This window comes from Parvibaculum sp., assembly GCF_049671045.1.
Taxonomy (GTDB): domain Bacteria; phylum Pseudomonadota; class Alphaproteobacteria; order Parvibaculales; family Parvibaculaceae; genus Parvibaculum.
Map to the genome: position 1 here is coordinate 1 of NZ_JBATUH010000123.1, position 16,413 is coordinate 16,413.

Annotated in this window: 17 protein-coding genes; 13 read left to right on the forward strand and 4 right to left on the reverse strand. The window is 64.2% G+C overall.

Annotated elements, in window-relative coordinates; all coding sequences use genetic code 11:
• The first annotated feature begins 729 nt into the window (after positions 1-729).
• From WBG82_RS14610 to WBG82_RS14625, 4 genes are all read left to right on the forward strand, one after another.
• The gene (locus WBG82_RS14610) at positions 730-1,830 is read left to right on the forward strand and encodes a polyamine ABC transporter substrate-binding protein (protein ID WP_424425434.1); all 1,101 of its coding nucleotides are present in this window, start codon (positions 730-732) and stop codon (positions 1,828-1,830) included.
• A 53-nt stretch (positions 1,831-1,883) separates the two neighbouring features.
• Positions 1,884-2,825, forward strand: coding sequence for an ABC transporter permease subunit (locus WBG82_RS14615; protein WP_424425436.1), 942 nt, complete (start codon positions 1,884-1,886; stop codon positions 2,823-2,825).
• The gene (locus tag WBG82_RS14620; protein ID WP_424425437.1) at positions 2,822-3,637 is read left to right on the forward strand and encodes an ABC transporter permease subunit; all 816 of its coding nucleotides are present in this window, start codon (positions 2,822-2,824) and stop codon (positions 3,635-3,637) included. Before WBG82_RS14615 ends, WBG82_RS14620 begins: the two co-directional genes overlap by 4 nt.
• Before the next feature lie 117 nt (positions 3,638-3,754).
• Positions 3,755-5,161 carry an amidase gene (locus tag WBG82_RS14625; RefSeq protein WP_424425438.1) on the forward strand — a complete coding sequence of 469 codons (1,407 nt, stop codon included), beginning with the start codon at positions 3,755-3,757 and terminating at the stop codon, positions 5,159-5,161.
• Positions 5,162-5,220: 59 nt separating this feature from the next.
• On the opposite strand, the gene WBG82_RS14630 is transcribed toward WBG82_RS14625, so the two are convergent.
• Positions 5,221-6,081 (reverse strand): metal-dependent hydrolase, encoded by an 861-nt coding sequence (locus WBG82_RS14630; RefSeq protein WP_424425440.1) that lies wholly within the window; start codon positions 6,079-6,081, stop codon positions 5,221-5,223.
• Positions 6,082-6,268: 187 nt separating this feature from the next.
• On the opposite strand from WBG82_RS14630, the gene WBG82_RS14635 reads away from it, so the two are divergent.
• A complete protein-coding gene (locus WBG82_RS14635) occupies positions 6,269-6,751 on the forward strand; it encodes a YaiI/YqxD family protein (RefSeq protein ID WP_424425442.1) in 483 nt (160 codons plus the stop codon).
• Positions 6,752-6,775: 24 nt separating this feature from the next.
• Here WBG82_RS14635 and modA read toward each other — a convergent pair whose 3' ends face one another.
• Positions 6,776-7,555, reverse strand: coding sequence for a molybdate ABC transporter substrate-binding protein (modA, locus tag WBG82_RS14640; protein WP_424425444.1), 780 nt, complete (start codon positions 7,553-7,555; stop codon positions 6,776-6,778).
• A 27-nt stretch (positions 7,556-7,582) separates the two neighbouring features.
• Positions 7,583-7,984, reverse strand: a complete 402-nt coding sequence (locus WBG82_RS14645) for a PaaI family thioesterase (protein WP_424425445.1) — start codon at positions 7,982-7,984, stop codon at positions 7,583-7,585.
• Positions 7,985-8,167: 183 nt separating this feature from the next.
• Here WBG82_RS14645 and WBG82_RS14650 point away from each other — a divergent pair, with 183 nt between their 5' ends.
• The 3 genes from WBG82_RS14650 (at position 8,168) to WBG82_RS14660 (ending at position 10,567) form a co-directional block, all read left to right on the forward strand.
• Positions 8,168-8,914, forward strand: coding sequence for an SDR family NAD(P)-dependent oxidoreductase (locus tag WBG82_RS14650; protein WP_424425447.1), 747 nt, complete (start codon positions 8,168-8,170; stop codon positions 8,912-8,914).
• Positions 8,914-9,519: a 2-hydroxychromene-2-carboxylate isomerase gene (locus tag WBG82_RS14655; RefSeq protein WP_424425449.1), complete on the forward strand. Its 606-nt coding sequence runs from the start codon at positions 8,914-8,916 to the stop codon at positions 9,517-9,519. The genes WBG82_RS14650 and WBG82_RS14655 overlap by 1 nt, the downstream gene beginning before the upstream one ends.
• A gap of 142 nt (positions 9,520-9,661) precedes the next feature.
• Positions 9,662-10,567, forward strand: a complete 906-nt coding sequence (locus WBG82_RS14660) for an alpha/beta hydrolase (protein WP_424425451.1) — start codon at positions 9,662-9,664, stop codon at positions 10,565-10,567.
• Between the two features lie 21 nt (positions 10,568-10,588).
• Here the strand turns inward: WBG82_RS14660 and WBG82_RS14665 are convergent, their stop codons facing one another.
• Positions 10,589-11,314, reverse strand: a complete 726-nt coding sequence (locus WBG82_RS14665) for a TetR family transcriptional regulator (protein WP_424425493.1) — start codon at positions 11,312-11,314, stop codon at positions 10,589-10,591.
• A gap of 92 nt (positions 11,315-11,406) precedes the next feature.
• Here WBG82_RS14665 and WBG82_RS14670 point away from each other — a divergent pair, with 92 nt between their 5' ends.
• From WBG82_RS14670 to WBG82_RS14690, 5 genes are read left to right on the forward strand one after another with little or no spacing between them, the layout of a single operon-like run.
• Positions 11,407-12,141, forward strand: coding sequence for an SDR family NAD(P)-dependent oxidoreductase (locus tag WBG82_RS14670; RefSeq protein WP_424425453.1), 735 nt, complete (start codon positions 11,407-11,409; stop codon positions 12,139-12,141).
• 28 nt (positions 12,142-12,169) lie between these two features.
• A complete protein-coding gene (locus WBG82_RS14675; RefSeq protein ID WP_424425455.1) occupies positions 12,170-13,390 on the forward strand; it encodes an acyl-CoA dehydrogenase family protein in 1,221 nt (406 codons plus the stop codon).
• A gap of 7 nt (positions 13,391-13,397) precedes the next feature.
• Entirely contained in the window at positions 13,398-14,168 is a 771-nt protein-coding gene (locus tag WBG82_RS14680) for an SDR family NAD(P)-dependent oxidoreductase (protein ID WP_424425457.1), read from the forward strand.
• 16 nt (positions 14,169-14,184) lie between these two features.
• Positions 14,185-15,222 carry an alcohol dehydrogenase family protein gene (locus WBG82_RS14685; RefSeq protein ID WP_424425459.1) on the forward strand — a complete coding sequence of 346 codons (1,038 nt, stop codon included), beginning with the start codon at positions 14,185-14,187 and terminating at the stop codon, positions 15,220-15,222.
• A gap of 8 nt (positions 15,223-15,230) precedes the next feature.
• Positions 15,231-16,280 carry a phosphotransferase family protein gene (locus WBG82_RS14690; RefSeq protein ID WP_424425461.1) on the forward strand — a complete coding sequence of 350 codons (1,050 nt, stop codon included), beginning with the start codon at positions 15,231-15,233 and terminating at the stop codon, positions 16,278-16,280.
• The last annotated feature ends 133 nt before the right edge of the window (positions 16,281-16,413 follow it).

Here is a 16,413-nt window from a genome sequence, read left to right on the forward strand (position 1 = left end):
ATCGCTGTCCGTCATGCCTGTGGCGCGCCAGAGGCCGCGCGCGCCCGCCATGTTGCGGCCATGGGTCGATGTACGTGAACGATAGGGAGGCACGGGTCCAAATCCTTTCGTCTGGAGCGAGGGGCCGGGCCCCGGGAAGAGGGCGGGGCCTGCGGGCTCGAATTGCCGGAATGGGGTCTTTTATCCGGCTGTGCCTCAATAGACAAATCCCGCCTTTCGCGTCGTCGCGGCCCGGAAAAAGGGGCGCGCCCGCCGCGGGGGCCGCCCTGCTTCGGGCGAAGGGGAATTCGCCCCGAAGATGGGGGGCAGAGGGCGGCCCCGCGACTGGCCGGGAAGGCATGGCGTCTCGCGCTGACCGACAGGACGGAGCCCCGGTCATGGTGGGTGCGGATGATCGGACGGGTGCGTCCGGGAGCCTTGGGCATCCGCGCGGCGCAATGTCAGCGCCGCCCGCAGATAAAATGATTCCGCAAGCACTTAATCCATCTTTTGCTCCGGCGAATTTGCAGGAGCGCCGCACGCGCCAGCCTGTCGCGGCAAGGTGAAATTGCCGTCATGGAGCCAAATTGCGGGGTGCTGGCTTCATAAAAAGAGGCTAGCATTGAACGCGGATGGGGGGATGAGGCTCGCACTTGTGCGCTGGAGCGGGCAATTGCAAGCCTCCGCCGCCTTTTATCTCGGAGGCAGGGAACTGCCTTCATCTGAAATGAGGCTGAAACGGAGCTTCTCATGATTGGAAAAATCGGGACGGGACTCGTCGCGATGGCCGTCGCCGGATTGATTTCGGTGGCCGCGCATGCCGAAGACAAGGTCCTCAACATCTACAACTGGTCTGACTACATCGCCGAAGACACCGTGGCGAAGTTTGAAAAGCAGACCGGCATCAAGGTGCGTTACGACGTCTATGACGGCAACGAGACGCTGGAGGCCAAGCTCATGGCCGGCCATTCGGGCTATGACATCGTCGTGCCGACCGCCTTCCCGTTTCTCGATCGCCAGATCAAGGCCGGCGTCTATATGAAGCTCGATAAGAGCAAGATTCCGAACTACAAGAATCTCGATCCGAAGCTCATGGCGCGCGTCGCCGCCGCCGATCCCGGCAACGAGCATGCCGTGATCTGGATGTGGGGCACGGACGGCGTCGGCTACAACGTGAAGGCGGTCGAGAAAGTGCTGCCCAACGCGCCGGTCAATTCGCTCGACATGATCTTCAAGCCGGAAGTCGTCTCGAAGCTCGCCAAGTGCGGCGTGACCATGCTCGATTCGCCGACCGACGTGATCCCGGTCGCGCTCAACTATCTCGGCCTCGATCCCAATTCGCAGAATCCCGAAGACCTGCAGAAGGCTCAGGACCTGCTGATGAAGATCCGGCCCTACATCAAGTACTTCAACTCGTCGCAATACATCAACGACCTCGCCAATGGCGACATCTGCGTGGCCTTCGGCTGGTCGGGCGACGTGTTCCAGGCGGCGAACCGCGCGGTCGAAGCCAAGAACGGCATCGAGATCAAATATTCGATCCCGAAGGAAGGCACGCTGATCTGGTTCGACACCATGGCCATCCCGAAAGATGCGCCGCATCCCGAGCTTGCCTATCAGTGGATCAACTTCGTCCTTCAGCCGGAGATCGAGGCGGCGAACTCGAATTATGTCGCCTATGCCAACCCCGTTCCGTCGTCCAAGCCGATGGTCGACGAAGCCGTGCGGGACGACCCGAACATCTATCCTTCCGAGGAAGTGATGGATAAGCTGTTCGCCGTTCCGACCAAGTCGGAGAAGTTCACCCGGCTCCAGACGCGCGCCTGGACGTCGATTCGGACTGGACAGTAATAGAGCAAACCCCGGCGGCGTGGCCGCCGGGGTTTCTCATCGCCGGGGGTTCAATGGCGAGTAAAGGCAATACCTCGTGGATCGAAGGGCTGGCGTCGTCGCTGGCCCGTATTGGTTTGACGGGCAGGCGCATCGTCATCGGCGTTCCGCTGATCTGGTTGTCGCTCTTTTTCCTGCTGCCATTTCTGATCGTTCTCAAGATCAGCTTCGCGACACAGATCCTCGGTATCCCGCCATACACGCCGCTGTTCGACTGGAGCCAGGGAGGGTGGCTGCCCAGGTTGCAGCTCGATTTTTCCAATTACGCCTATCTGTTCGAAGACAAGCTCTACATCGTCGCCTATCTGAATTCGGTCAAGATCGCGTTCTTCGCGACCTGCATCTGCATCCTGATCGCCTATCCCGTCGCCTATGGCGTCGCGCGCGTGCCGGAAAGCTGGCGCAATCCGCTGCTGCTTCTGATCGTGCTGCCGTTCTGGACCTCGCTGCTGCTGCGCGTCTATGCCTGGATCGGCCTTCTCAAGAACAACGGCATCATCAACAATTTCCTAGTTTCCATCGGCCTGATCACCGATCCGCTGCCGATGATGAACAATGCCTTTTCGATCTATGTGGGCATTGTCTATTCCTATCTGCCGTTCATGCTGCTGCCGCTCTATGCGGCGCTCTCGCGCATGGACCTCACGCTGCTCGAAGCCGCGGCCGATCTCGGCGCCTCGCGCACGCGCGCCTTCTTCTCGGTCACGCTGCCGCTCTCCATTCCCGGCGTCATCGCGGGCGGGATGCTCGTCTTCATTCCGGCGATCGGTGAATTCGTCATCCCCTCGCTTCTCGGCGGCCCGAGCACGACCATGATCGGCCGCGTGATCTGGGACGAGTTCTTTGAAAACCAGGCCTGGCCCGTCGCCTCGGCGGTGGCCATCGCTCTCATGCTGTTCCTGGTCGTGCCCATCATGATCTTCCAGCATTATCAGGCGCGTTCGGAGCAGCCATGAAAGTCACCAGCCTTTCCCCCTTCGTGCTGATTTCCATGATGCTGGGCTTCGTGTTTCTCTACGCGCCCATCGTCGTGCTCGTGATCTTCTCGTTCAACGCGTCGCGTCTCGTGACCGTCTGGGCGGGTTTCTCGACGAAGTGGTACGTCTCGCTCCTTACCGACGATCAGGTGCTCGGCGCGGCCTATCTGAGCTTCCGCATCGCCTTCATGAACGCGACGCTCTCGGTCATTTTGGGCACCATGGCGGCGGTCGCACTGGTCCGCTTCGGCCGCTTCTACGGCCGCTCGGTGATGATCCAGTCGATCTCCTCGCGCCTCGTTCTTCCGGATGTCATTCTCGGCCTGTCGATCCTTCTGCTCTTCGTGGCGATGCAGAGCCTGATCGGCTGGCCGACGCGGCGCGGCTTCACCACCATTCTGATCGCGCATGTGACCTTCTCGTCCGCCTATGTCGCCATCGTCGTCCAGTCGCGGCTTGCCGGCCTCGACCGCACCTTCGAGGAGGCCGCCTTCGATCTCGGCGCAAGTCCCTTCAACGTGTTTCGCACCGTCACCCTGCCGCTCATCGCGCCTTCGCTGGTTGCGGGCTGGCTTCTTGCCTTCATCCTCTCCTTCGACGATCTCGTGATCGCGAGCTTCGCTTCGGGCCCCAACGCCACGACGCTGCCCATGGTGATCTTCTCGAAGGTGAGGTTCGGCATCACGCCGGAAATCAATGCGCTGGCCACGATCATCGTCGTCGGCGTCGCCATCGGCGTCATCTTCGCTGGCAATCTGTTGCAGCGTCAGGCCACGCAACGCCAGAAATAGGCCCCGCGCCCCCGCGCGCTCTTCACTCTGGAAGCGGCATGCAATGGCTGCAATGATGCCGCCTGGAGCGCCGTACGACGGAAAGATACGGCCGGAGCAGGAGGGGAGGCGCCGCTTATGGGCAGCATCGACATTCACTATCAGAGCCTGACGCATATATCCCGCGAGATCAGAACGGGCGCCGTTTCGCCTGTCGAGGTGACGCAGGATCTGCTCGGCCGGATCGCGCGTCTGGAGCCCCGTCTCCACAGCTATGCGACCGTGATGGAAGAGGCGGCGCTTGCCGATGCCCGCCGCGCGGAGAGCGAAATCGCCCGCGGAATGGATCGCGGGCCGCTCCATGGCGTGCCCGTCGCTGTCAAGGATCTCTGCTTCACGAAGGACGCGCCAACCGGCTCCGGCACCACCATCTATCGCAACTGGACGCCGGACCATGACGCGACCGTCGTCGAGCGCCTGCGCCGCGCGGGCGCGGTCATTCTCGGCAAGCTGCAGCTCACCGAGGGTGCGACCGGCCATCACCACCCGGACATCGTTCCGCCCGTCAATCCCTGGGGGGCCGACCGCTGGACCGGCGTTTCGTCCAGCGGCTCGGGCGTCGCCACGGCTGCGGGCCTCTGCTTCGGCTCGCTCGGCACCGATACGGCGGGATCGATCCGTTTCCCATCCGCAAGCTGCGGCGTTACCGGGATCAAGCCGAGTTGGGGCCGCGTCAGCCGGTATGGCGTGTTTCCGCTCGCGGAATCGCTCGACCATATCGGGCCGATGGCGCGGAGCGCCGCCGATGCCGCCGCGATCCTCGGCGCCATTGCGGGCGCGGATGCGAACGATCCGACCGCGCGGCTCGAGCCGGTGCCCGATTATCTGGGCGGCATTGCGGGCGGCATCAGCGGCCTTCGCATCGGCATCGACTGGTCCTATGCGACCGATGGTGCCGACGAGGCGGTGGCGGCCGTCATCAAGGAAGCGCTCGCCGTCTTCCGCGAGCTTGGCGCGCGCATCCGCGAGATTTCCCTTCCCTCGATCGCGGGCATTCTTGCCAACGCGCTGACGCTGATGACGGTGGAGGCGGCGGAAGGCCACGCCGCGACCTTCCCCTCGCGCGCGAGCGAATATAGCCCCGGCCTCACCGGGCTCCTCGAAATCGGGCGGGCGGTGACGGGCGTCGACCTCTTCAAGGCGCAGAAGGAGCGCTGGGCCTTCTCGGGCAGGCTCGCTTCCGTCTTCGAGGATGTCGATGTCATTCTCATGCCCGCGATCATGACGACCGTGCCGACGGTGGATGAAGCGAATGCGGCGATGGCCGACCCGGTTCAGGGCCTGCCTTCGCTCCTGCGCTTCACCGTGCCGTTCAACGCTTCCGGAAATCCCTCGATCACCTTGCCGGGCGGCCATGACGCGCGCGGCCTGCCCATCGGCTTCCAGCTTGTCGGGCGGCATATGGCCGAGGATGTGCTCTGCCGCGCGGGCCATGCCTTCCAGCAGGCGACGGACTGGCACACGCGGCACCCGAAGCTCGACTGACGAAGCGGGGCGCGGGCGAGCGCGGGATCTCCCGCCCGTCCGCTCGCCCGCCCGTCATTTTATTCCGCAGGCTGAGGAGTGCCCGAAATATTCCGCGCGACGGAGGCCACGACATCGCGATTGTCGTGATCCCAGGGATGGAAGTCGCGCCGGAAGAAATCGCGCCACGGCTTGCCCAGACCGCGCAGCGCGCCGCCCTTGCCGAAGAGATAGCGGATGCCGCCGATCCACAGCCGGGTTTTCGAGCCCTGGTAGTCGCGCAGCATGATGCGCATATGGCGCAGCGCATCCCAAAAGAACTGCACGGTGACGAAAAGCATGATCCGCCGGCGCAGATAGTTCGTGCCGCCCACGGCGCGATAGACGTCGAAGGCGACCGCCTTGTGCTCGCTTTCCTCGATCGCATGCCATTTCCAGAGCGCGACCATTTCCGGATGGGCGCCTTCCAGAAGCTCCGGGCGGCGGAGCAGGGCGTCGGCAAGGATCGCGGTCCAGTGCTCATAGGCGACCGTCGCCGCGAGGCGGGCGATGGGCGGCAGGTTCCTGTCCGCCCAGGCGATGCGGTTGCGGATTGGCGCCTCGAGCTTGTCGAGCGGATAGAAGCGGGCGGCGCAAAGCGCTTCATTGTACTTCTGATGCTCGCGCCGGTGGATGGACTCCTGCGCCGTGAAGCCGCGTATATGGCTTTGCAGCTCGGGGTCCGTGATCTTGTCGCGATAGTGCTTCACGGCGTTGATGAACTGCTCTTCGCCAACCGGAAACATGATGGAGAGCGCATTGTAGAAGGCAGTGGGAAAGGCCTCGCCGCCATGCCAATCGGTTGCGAGCACATCCGCGATTCTGAAATCGAGGTTGCGCGGCGTAATCGAAACATCGTCGGGGGTGCGGGAAATCTTCTCCGCATTGGTGGGGCTGCTCATCGGGGGCCTCTTCTGTCGTTCGCTATCCGCAATTTAGGAAAGGCCCGGCATCGTTCGAGGTCGAATCCGGCTAGATTGGGGGTCCAAAGTGGCCAAATTGCGCGTGAAGGAATGGAAATGAGCGCTCGCTGCGGATCTGCGGGGCGGTAAAGCCCCGGTCCACACCCTGCGCTCCGGAAACAACGGAATGACCGTCAGCCCCAAAACTCCCGAAATTTATGTCGATGCCGATGCCTGCCCGGTGAAGGAGGAAGTGCTGCGTGTCGCCGAGCGCCACGGGCTCGGCGTCTTCATCGTCAGCAATGGCGGCATGAGGCCGAGCCGTCACCCGCTCGTCCGCACCATTGTCGTGGCCGACGGCCCCGATGCCGCCGATGACTGGATCGCTGAGCGCATCGGGTCTGCGGATATCTGCGTCACCGCCGACATTCCGCTTGCCTCGCGCTGTCTCGAGCACGGCGCGAAAGTGCTGAACGCCAACGGAAAGCCGTTCACGGAGGAAAGCATCGGCATGGCGCTCGCCATGCGCGGCCTCATGCAGCATCTGCGCGAAACGAGCGATGTCAGGGGCGGCCCGCCGCCATTCAGCCGCGAGGATCGCTCGCGCTTTCTGAGATCGCTAGAGGAGGTCGTTCAGTCGGTGCTGAAAAGCGCGGGCGCCGGCAACTGAGCGGCGAAGGCGCGCGAGCGCCCCTCACTTCAATGTGGTGAAGCCATGCGCCTTGAAGATTTTGCCTGCGCGGGCCGACGAGAGGAAACCGAGGAACGCGGCCGCATCCTCGTTTCGGGACGCCGCGGTCAGCGCCGCCGGATAGACGATCGGCGGGTGCGTGTCCTCCGGAAAGACCGCGACGATCCGAACGGCGGGCTCCGCCAGCGCGTCCGTCCGATAGACGATGCCGAGCGGCGCTTCGCCCCGCGCGACGAAGGCGAGCGCGGCCCTTACGTTTTCGGCCTGCGCGATCCGGTTCTCGACGCTCGCCCACACACCGAGCTTTTCGAGCGCGGCCTTGCCGTATTTCCCGGCCGGAACCGCCCTCGTGTCGGCCATGGCGAGCCGGCCGGTTCCGAGCGCGTGGGCGAGGTCGACACCGGGCGCGATCGTGAGTGATACGGCGGAGCCCTTCGGCGCGACGAGGACGAGCCGGTTGCCGAGAAGGTCGATCCGCGACTTCGCCTTCAGCAGATGGCGCGCATCGAGATAGTCCATCCAGTCGAGATCGGCGGAAATGAAAAGGTCGGCCGGCGCGCCTTGCCCGATCTGCTTGGCGAGGAGCGAACTTCCCGCATAGGAAATCCGTACCGTCTTGCCGGTTTCATGCGCCCATTCCGCCGTCACCGCGTCGAGCGCTTCCTTGAGGCTCGCCGCCGCAAAGACGAGCGGCGGAGTGCCAGCCGCCCGCGCCGCCGCGCCCGGCAGCGCGAGAGCGGCGAGGAGGCCGAGCGCCAAGCCGATGCCGCGCCAATTCATCATGCGGGTCGAGCCTCGCTCTTGCCTGCCTCAGAGCACGAGCTGCGTCTGGGTGACGATGGCGGCGAGTTTGCCACCGTCGCGGCTGATGCGGGTTTGCCAGACCATGAGCTTCCTTCCGCGATGCACGGGCGTCGAGATAGCATGCGCGGTTTCGCCGAGCGGTATGGCGGCGAGGAAATTCGTCTTGCTCTCGACCGTGGTGGTCGAGGCGCCCTGATCGAGATTGAGCACGGTGCCGATGGCGCCGAGCGTATCGGCGAGCGCCATGATGGCGCCGCCATGCATGATGTCGGGAACGGTGCAAAGCTCCTTGCGGACCGGAAGCCGCGCCTCAACGCATTCGGGCGTCGCGCTGACCAGTTCGAGCCCCAGAAGCTCCGCGAAGGGAAGCGGGCTCTTGCGCAGGCGCTCCATGATTTCGTCCGACATCTCGACCTCGTTGCTGGTGATGTGAATGAGGGACGTTAAGCCCTGAAGCGGAATTGCGTAAGGGCCGGATTCAGGCCGTCAGACAGGGCCATTTGCGCGGGCGGCCGGCCGATCGCAACTCGGCGGTTGACATAGTTCTATTTTGGAACTTACCTAGCCCTGACATTTGGCAGGAGGACAGGCATGGCAGCCAGACGAAACGCGACGGCGGCGATTGTGGGGGCGGGCGATTTCATCGGCGCGGCCATCGCCCGGAAGTTTGCGGCGGAAGGCTATCAGGTGGTCGCCGGCCGCAGGAATGGCGACAAGCTCGCGCCGCTGAAGACGGAGATCGAGGCGGCAGGCGGCGTCTGCGTCGCCCGATCGCTCGATGCGCGCAGCGAGGAGGGGATCGTCGAATTTCTCAATGCGGCGGATGAAGTGGCGCCGCTCGAAGTGTGCATCTTCAATGTCGGCGCCAATGTAAATTTCCCGCTACTCGACACGACCGAGCGCGTTTTCCGCAAGGTCTGGGAAATGGCCTGCTATGCGGGCTTTCTGACCGGGCGCGAGGCGGCGCGGCTCATGCTGCCGCACGGGCAGGGCTCGATCTTCTTTACCGGCGCGACGGCGAGCCTCCGGGGCGGCGTCGGCTATGCCGCGTTCGCTTCCGCGAAATTCGGCCTTCGCGCGGTCGCGCAGAGCATGGCGCGCGAGCTTGGCCCGAAGAACATCCATGTCGCTCATCTCATCATCGATGCGGGCGTGGACACGGCCTTCGTTCGCGAGCGGATCAAGGCGGCGGGGGGCGAGGAGGCGCTGAAGAACCTCGCGCCCGACCAGCTCATGGACCCGGCCTCGATCGCCGAGACCTATTGGCAGTTGCACAGCCAGAAGCGAGACGCCTGGACACATGAACTCGATATTCGTCCTTACAGGGAGCATTGGTAATGGTGAAGGTGGAGCACCACTTCGATTTCGGAAGCCCGAACTCATATCTGGCGTGGAAAGTCATTCCCGAAATCGAGAAGCGCACAGGCGTGGCCTTCGAGAACGTGCCGGTCCTGCTCGGCGGCATCTTCAAGCTCACCGGCAATCAGCCGCCCATGATCGCCTTCGGCAATATCAGGAACAAGCCGCAATATGAGGCGCTCGAGATGCAGCGCTTCATCGCGCGCCACAAGCTAGATGCCTTCAGGTTCAATTCCCACTTCCCGGTGAACACGGTGCAGATCATGCGCGGCGCCATCGTCGCGGAGATGGAAGGCGTGCTCCCGAAATATATGGAGATCGTCTTCCGCGCCATGTGGGAGCAATCGCTGAAGATGGACGATGCCGAGGTGATCCGCGCGGCGCTCGACGCGGGCGGGCTCGATGGCGCGCATATCATGGCGCGTATTCAGGACACGGACGTCAAGGAGAGGCTGATCGCGAATACGTCGGCCTCCGTCGAGCGCGGCAGCTTCGGCGCCCCGACCTTCTATGTCGGCAAGGAGATCTTCTTCGGCAAGGACCGCCTGCGCGACGTGGAAGAAGAGATATTGAAGCAGAAATGAGCCGGGCGCGGGCGGGCTGAGGTCCGCCCCTCGCTGGCTTCCCCTCCCATGCCGAAAGGCGGATTTTCCGGAACCGGGAGGGCATGGCGCCGGGCCGATTGTGCGTCTATCATCCTCCCCTGAACGCGGGAGGGGGGAGACAATGACCAATCAGGAAATCGTCGCTATCCGGAGCATGCTGGCCCAGTCGGCATTTCCCACGGACATCCACGAACTGCGCAAAGCCTATGACGAAATGGGCGGCCTCTTCCCGACCGCGGCGGATGTCGCGCTCGATGCGGTGAGTGCCGGGGGCGTGCCCGCCGAATGGGCGGTGACGCCCGGCAGCGCGCCCGATCGCGTCATCCTGTATGTGCATGGCGGCGGCTATGTCATCGGCTCGGTCAGAAGCCACCGGCATGTCGTCTCGGAGCTTGGCCGCGCGGCGGGCGCCCGCACGCTCTCGCTCGATTATCGTCTGGCGCCGGAACATGCCTTTCCCGCCGCGGTAAACGATGCGCTCGCCGCCTATCGCTTTCTGCTGGCGCAAGGTTTCGCGCCCGGCAACATCGCCATCGCCGGTGACAGCGCGGGCGGCGGCCTCACCGTCGCCGCGCTTCTCGCGATCCGCGATGCGGGGCTCGCGCAACCGGCCTGCGGCTTCTGCATATCGCCCTGGGTCGATCTCGAAGCGAGCGGCGAGACGATGAAGTCGCAGGCGGCCCGCGATCCGATGGTTCAGAAGGACGGGCTTCTCGGCATGGCGGCGGCTTACCTCAATGGTGCCGATCCGCGAACGCCGCTTGCATCGCCTCTCCATGGCGATCTCAGGGGCATTGCGCCGCTTCTCATCCAGGTGGGCGCGGCGGAAACGCTGCTCGACGATTCCGTTCGCCTCGCGGCAAGGGCGGGCGCGGCGGATGTCGAGGTGAACCTTCAGATCTGGCCGGAGATGATCCATGTCTGGCACTTCTTCCATCCGATGCTCGGTGCCGCGCGGCAGGCGATAGCGGGCGCGGGCGCCATCATCGCGAAGGCGATGGACAGAAGTGCGGGCAGGGCTGCCTGAGGCGCGCCCGCCTTTCGCGTTTCAATCGAGGATCATGCCGATCGAGCCGACAATGCTGCGCGGACGGCGCGGGCCCGCTGCCTCGGCGAACAATCCCTTTTCGAGCGGCGCTTCGAGCATGGCGGTCAGCGTCTGCATGAAGTGCTCGAGCGTATCGTCCGAACTCCAGCTCGGATGCGGGCGGGAGCGATCCGTCAGCGCCGCCTCGCGGAGCGAGAGCACGCTGCTCATATAGGCGCCCATGAAAACGAAGCGCTGGTTCTTCGCGGCGGCTGGCATGTCGGGCATGAGTCTGCGCAGGTGATCGAGGCAGCGCAGATAGCCGGAGTTCCATCGCTTCTCCAGCGCATCCATGAAAAGCTCGCGATGGTTCATGGCGAGCATGGCGATGAAGCGGATATAGGTGTCTTCCTCTTCGCCCGTTTCGCCTGAAAGCCCGATCGAGGGAAAGACAAGCGCTTCCACCGCCTCGCGGACGCTTGAGGGGCCGCCCGACGCTTCCAGCCGGTCGAGAAAATCATTGCGCCGCTTGTCGATCAACTTCGCGCCGTCGGCCACCAGCTCGCGCACAAGCGCCTCCTTGGTGCCGAAATAATAGCTCAGCGATCCGTGGTTCTTCTGGCCCGACGCCTCGACGATCTCGCGCACGCTCACCCCGTCGATGCCGCGCAGCGCGAAAAGCCGCTGCGCCGCGAGCTTGATCTGCTCGCGCGCACCCGTCTGTGCCTTACGTAACGTCTTCGCCATGCTCAAAGAATGATTTGCCGGAGGGCGCGCGTCAATTATATTATCCAAACGACCTAATTCAAGAATGTCAAAAACAGAAGGGGAGGCGCCATATGTCCGAACTCGATTTCACCGGAAAGACTGTACTCGTCGTTGGCGGGTCGAGCGGCATTGGCAACGGGATCGCGCAAGCCTTCCGCGAGAAGGGCGCCGCCGTCCATGTCTGGGGCACGCGGGCGAAGGCATCCGACTACTCCGCCGCAGAAGGTTCGGACATGACGGGCCTTCATTATGACCGCATGGACGTTTCCGATTTCGATGCGATCGAGAAATATCAGCCGCCATTCCAGAAGCTCGACGTGCTGGTGCTGAGCCAGGGCACCGTCATTTATCAGCGCGGCGAATTCAGGATGGATGGCTTCCAGAAAGTGATGGACGTCAACGTCAACAGCCTCATGGCCTGCGCGCTCAAGTTCCACGACATGCTCGCCGCGGCGAAGGGCTCGCTCATCACGATCAGTTCCACCGCGGCTTTCCATTCGACACGCGGCAATCCGGCCTATAACGCATCGAAGACCGGCGCCGTCGGCCTCACGCGCACGCTCGCGGAAGCCTGGGCGAAGGATGGCATCCGCGTGAACGGCATCGCGCCGGGCCTCGTCGATACGAAGCTCACCAAGGTGACGACGGAAAATCCCGACCGCCTTTCGGCGAGCCTTCAGGGCATTCCGATGCGCCGCCTCGGCACGCCGAAGGACATGGCGGGCGTCGCGCTCTTCCTGGCGTCGTCGCTCGCATCCTATGTACTTGGCCAGACCATTCCGGTCGATGGCGGTCTCATTCTCTGAACAACGAAATCAGCCGGGGAGGCAATCCATGAATTTCGAACATACCGACAAGGTGAAGACGCTGATCGCGAAGCTCGAAAGCTTCATGGATCGGCACATCTATCCGAACGAGCAGGCGCATTTCGACTGGGTGTCCAATCCGGCCAACCTCTGGAAGCATTGGCCGGGCCTCGATGAGTTGAAGGAGAAGGCGAGGGAGGAAGGGCTCTGGAATCTCTTTCTGCCGCATGAATATGGCGAGTGGAGCCCCGGCCTCACCAATCTCGAATATGCGCCGCTAGCAGAGATCATGGGCCGGGTGCCGTGGTCGTCCGAAGTCTTCAATTGCGCCGCGCCCGATACGGGCAACATGGAAGTGCTGGCGAAATACGGCACGCCCGCGCAGCAGAAGCAGTGGCTAAGGCCGCTGCTCGAGGGCGAGATCCGCTCGGCCTATCTGATGACGGAGCCGCAGGTTGCCTCGTCGGATGCGACGAACATCGAAACCGAAATCCGCGCCGACGGCGATGACTATGTCATCAATGGCCGCAAATGGTGGATCTCGGGCATCATGGACCCGCGCTGCAAGCTCCTGCTCCTGATGGGCAAGACCAATCCGCAGGCGCCGCGCCACCAGCAGCAATCGACCATCATCATCCCGCGCGAGACGCCGGGCGTGCATATCGTCCGCAACCAGTCGGTCTTCAGCAGCTTCAATTCGCCGGGTGGCGAAGCCGAACTCCGGCTCGAGAATGTGCGCGTGCCGAAGTCGAACCTCATTCTCGGCGAAGGCCGGGGCTTCGAGATCGCGCAAGGCCGCCTCGGGCCGGGCCGCATTCACCACTGCATGCGCTCGATCGGGCAGGCGCAGCGCGCATTGGAGATCATGGCGCGCCGCGTCGAAAACCGCGTCGCTTTCGGCAAGAAGCTTTCGGATCAGAGCAGCATCCGCCAGGACATCGCGCGCTCCTATTGCGAGATCGAGCAGGCGCGGCTTCTGACGTTCAAGGCGGCGGATGCGATGGACCGCCATGGCAACAAGGTCGCGCGCGATCTCATCGCCGCGATCAAGATCGTGGCGCCGCAAATGGCCCAGACGGTTTGCGACCGGGCGATCCAGGCGCATGGCGGAATGGGCGTGAGCGCCGACACGCCGGTGGCGGCCTTCTTCACGCTGAACCGCTTCCTGCGCATCGCCGACGGCCCCGACGAAGTGCATATGTCACAGCTCGGCAAGCTCAAGATCGCCGAATACAACGCGCAGAAGTGAGGTCGCCATGACAGAACCTGTGAGGTCGGTCAGAGGTCTGACTGTGCTGGTGACGGGCGCAGCGAGCGGCATGGGTCGCGCCACCGCCGAGGTCTTCGCCGCCGAGGGCGCCAATGTGGCGGTGACGGATTATTCGGCCGATGGCGCCGAAGCCGTCGCCCGCGCCATCGCCGCGTCCGGCGGCAGCGCAAAGGCGTGGCGTCTCAACGTCGCCGACAAGGATGAGGTCGGCGGCGTCGTCACCGCCATCGCGGCCGAATTCGGCGGCCTCGACATCGTGGTCAACAATGCGGGCATTTCCGGCTTCGCCCCCATCGACGATCCGAACTATGACGATGTGTGGGAGAGGCTGCACGCCGTGCTCCTCACCGCGCAGCAGCGCGTCATCCGCGCGGCGCTGCCTCATCTTCGGAAATCGAAGAGCCCGCGCATCGTCAACATCGCCTCGACCGAGGCGCTGGGCGCAACGGCGATGGACAGCGCCTATGCAGCGGCGAAGGCGGGCGTCACCGGCCTCACTCGCGCGCTGGCGGTCGAGCTTGGCAAGGAAGGCATCACGGTCAACTGCATCTGCCCCGGCCCCATCCTGACCGGGATGACGGCGGCGATCCCAGACGATCAGAAGGATGTTTACGCCAAGCGGCGCACGGCGCTCCGCCGCTATGGCCGCCCGGAAGAAGTGGCGCATATCACCTTGAGCCTTTGCCTGCCCGCCGCTTCCTACATCACCGGCGCTACCATTCCGGTCGATGGCGGGCTCATGGCGCGCAACGCCTGAAACGGGGAGAGACAATATGAAGGCGCTTCTCTATCAGGGCCCGCGCGACATCCGCTATGAGAGCTTCGACGATCCGAAGCTCGCCGGCGATACGGACGTCATCGTGAAGATGGACAAATGCGGCATCTGCGGCAGCGATCTCCACATCTATCACGGCGAGGGCTTCAGCCCGGATCTCGGCTTCTGCGTCGGCCATGAAGCCGTCGGCGAAGTCGTCGAGGTGGGCCGCGGCGTGCGCCGACTCAAGGCGGGCGACAAGGTGATGCTCTCGGCGGCAGTCGGCTGCGGCTCGTGCGCCTCGTGTCTCGCGGGCAACATCAACCAGTGCGAAACGGGCGGAGCGGCCTGCTATGGCCTCAGCCATCGGCTCGAAGGCTGCCAGGCCGAAGGCATCCGCGTTCCCATGGCCGATTTCAACGCCCACATCATCCCCGAAGGCATCACCGCCGATCAGGCGCTGATGCTGACCGACAATCTGCCGACCGCCTGGTTCGGCTGCGTCAATGCGAATATCCGCCCCGGCGCGAAGGTCGGCATCGTCGGGCTCGGCCCCATCGGCCTCATGGCGGTGGAGAGCGCCTTCGTGCTCGGCGCTTCGGAAGTCTTCGCCATCGATCTCGTGCCCGAGCGCAGGGCCATCGCCGCCCAGCTCGGAGCGACGCCCGTCGATGGCGCGAACGCGCTCGAGGCCATCGCCGAAGCGACCGGCGGACGCGGCCTCGACAGCGTGGTGGAGGCGGTCGGCGCCGATGCGACGATCAAGATGGCGCTCATGCTCGCGGGCAAGCGCGGCCATGTCTCGGCCATCGGCGTCAACCAGACGCGGGACTTCGCATTCCCCATGGGCCTTGCCTTCGCGAAGGGGCTGACCTTCCACATCGGCACCTGTTCGGTTCAATCCCACTGGCCGGACCTCGTGCCGCTGATCCGCAATGGCCGTTTGCGCCCTGAAAGGTTCATCACGCATGAGCTTCCGCTCTCCGAAGGCGCGGAAGCCTATCGCCTCTTCGATGCCCGCCAGCAGGGCGTGCTGAAGACTGTCATGGTTCCCTGAGGCAGGTCATGGCGCTCGAAAACTGGACCGATCTCGTCGATCTCGAAAAGCTCCGCGCATGGATGGATGAGGAGGGGCTCGAAAAGGGCGACCTCACCGATGTGGAGCCGCTCGCCGGCGGCACACAGAACATCCTTCTCAAATTCCGCCGTGGCGGCCGCAGCTTCGTTCTCCGCCGCCCACCACATCGCCCGCATATGAACGGCAGCGAGACGATGCGGCGCGAGGCGCGGGTGCTCGCCGCGCTCAAGGGCAGTGATGTGCCACATCCGGGCCTCATCGCGGCCTGTCCGCGCGAGGACGTGCTCGGCGCGGCCTTCTATCTGATGGAGCCGGTCGAAGGGTTCAACGCGACCGTCGGCCTGCCGCCGCTCCATGCGGGCGATGCGGACATTCGCCGCCGGATGGGGTTTGCGATCGCCGATGGCGCGGCGGCGCTCGGCCGCGTCGATCATGTCGCCGCGGGCCTCGCCGATCTCGGCAAGGTCGCAAATTATCTCGAGCGGCAGGTGGCGCGCTGGCGCTCGCAGCTCGAGAGCTATCGCGAATATCCGGGCTGGCCTGGCCCGGGCGATATTCCCGGCATCGACAGGGTGGCGGACTGGCTCGACGCCAATCGGCCTTCGTCGTTCAGCCCAGGCATCATCCATGGCGACTATCACCTCGCCAATGTGATGTACCGCTTCGACGGGCCGGAGCTTGCCGCCATCGTCGATTGGGAGCTGACGACAGTGGGCGACCCGCTCATCGACCTCGGCTGGCTGATGGCGACATGGCCCGATCCAGAAGGGCGCGGCAGCACGGGCTCGGTCGGGGTGAAGCCGTGGGACGGCTTTCCGGCAGCCTCCAATCTCGTCGCCCGCTACGCCGAGGGCTCGACGCGCGATCTCTCCGCCATCGAGTGGTACGCGGTCCTCGCCTGCTACAAGCTCGGCATCATTCTCGAGGGAACACATGCCCGTGCCTCGGCCGGCAAGGCGCCGAAGGAAACGGGCGACATGCTCCATGCCTCCACCATCGGGCTTTTCCGACGCGCGCTGGGCTGGATCGGGGGATAGGGGCACGCGGCTCGCCGATCTCTATCGGAAGGATGGACGAAAATCTGGGGATAACCCGTTTCGTCCGTCCCCGGTGTCATATCCCCGCCGCTTTTTTCCCACTTAGTCTTCGCGGTCGCATGTGGCGAGCGAG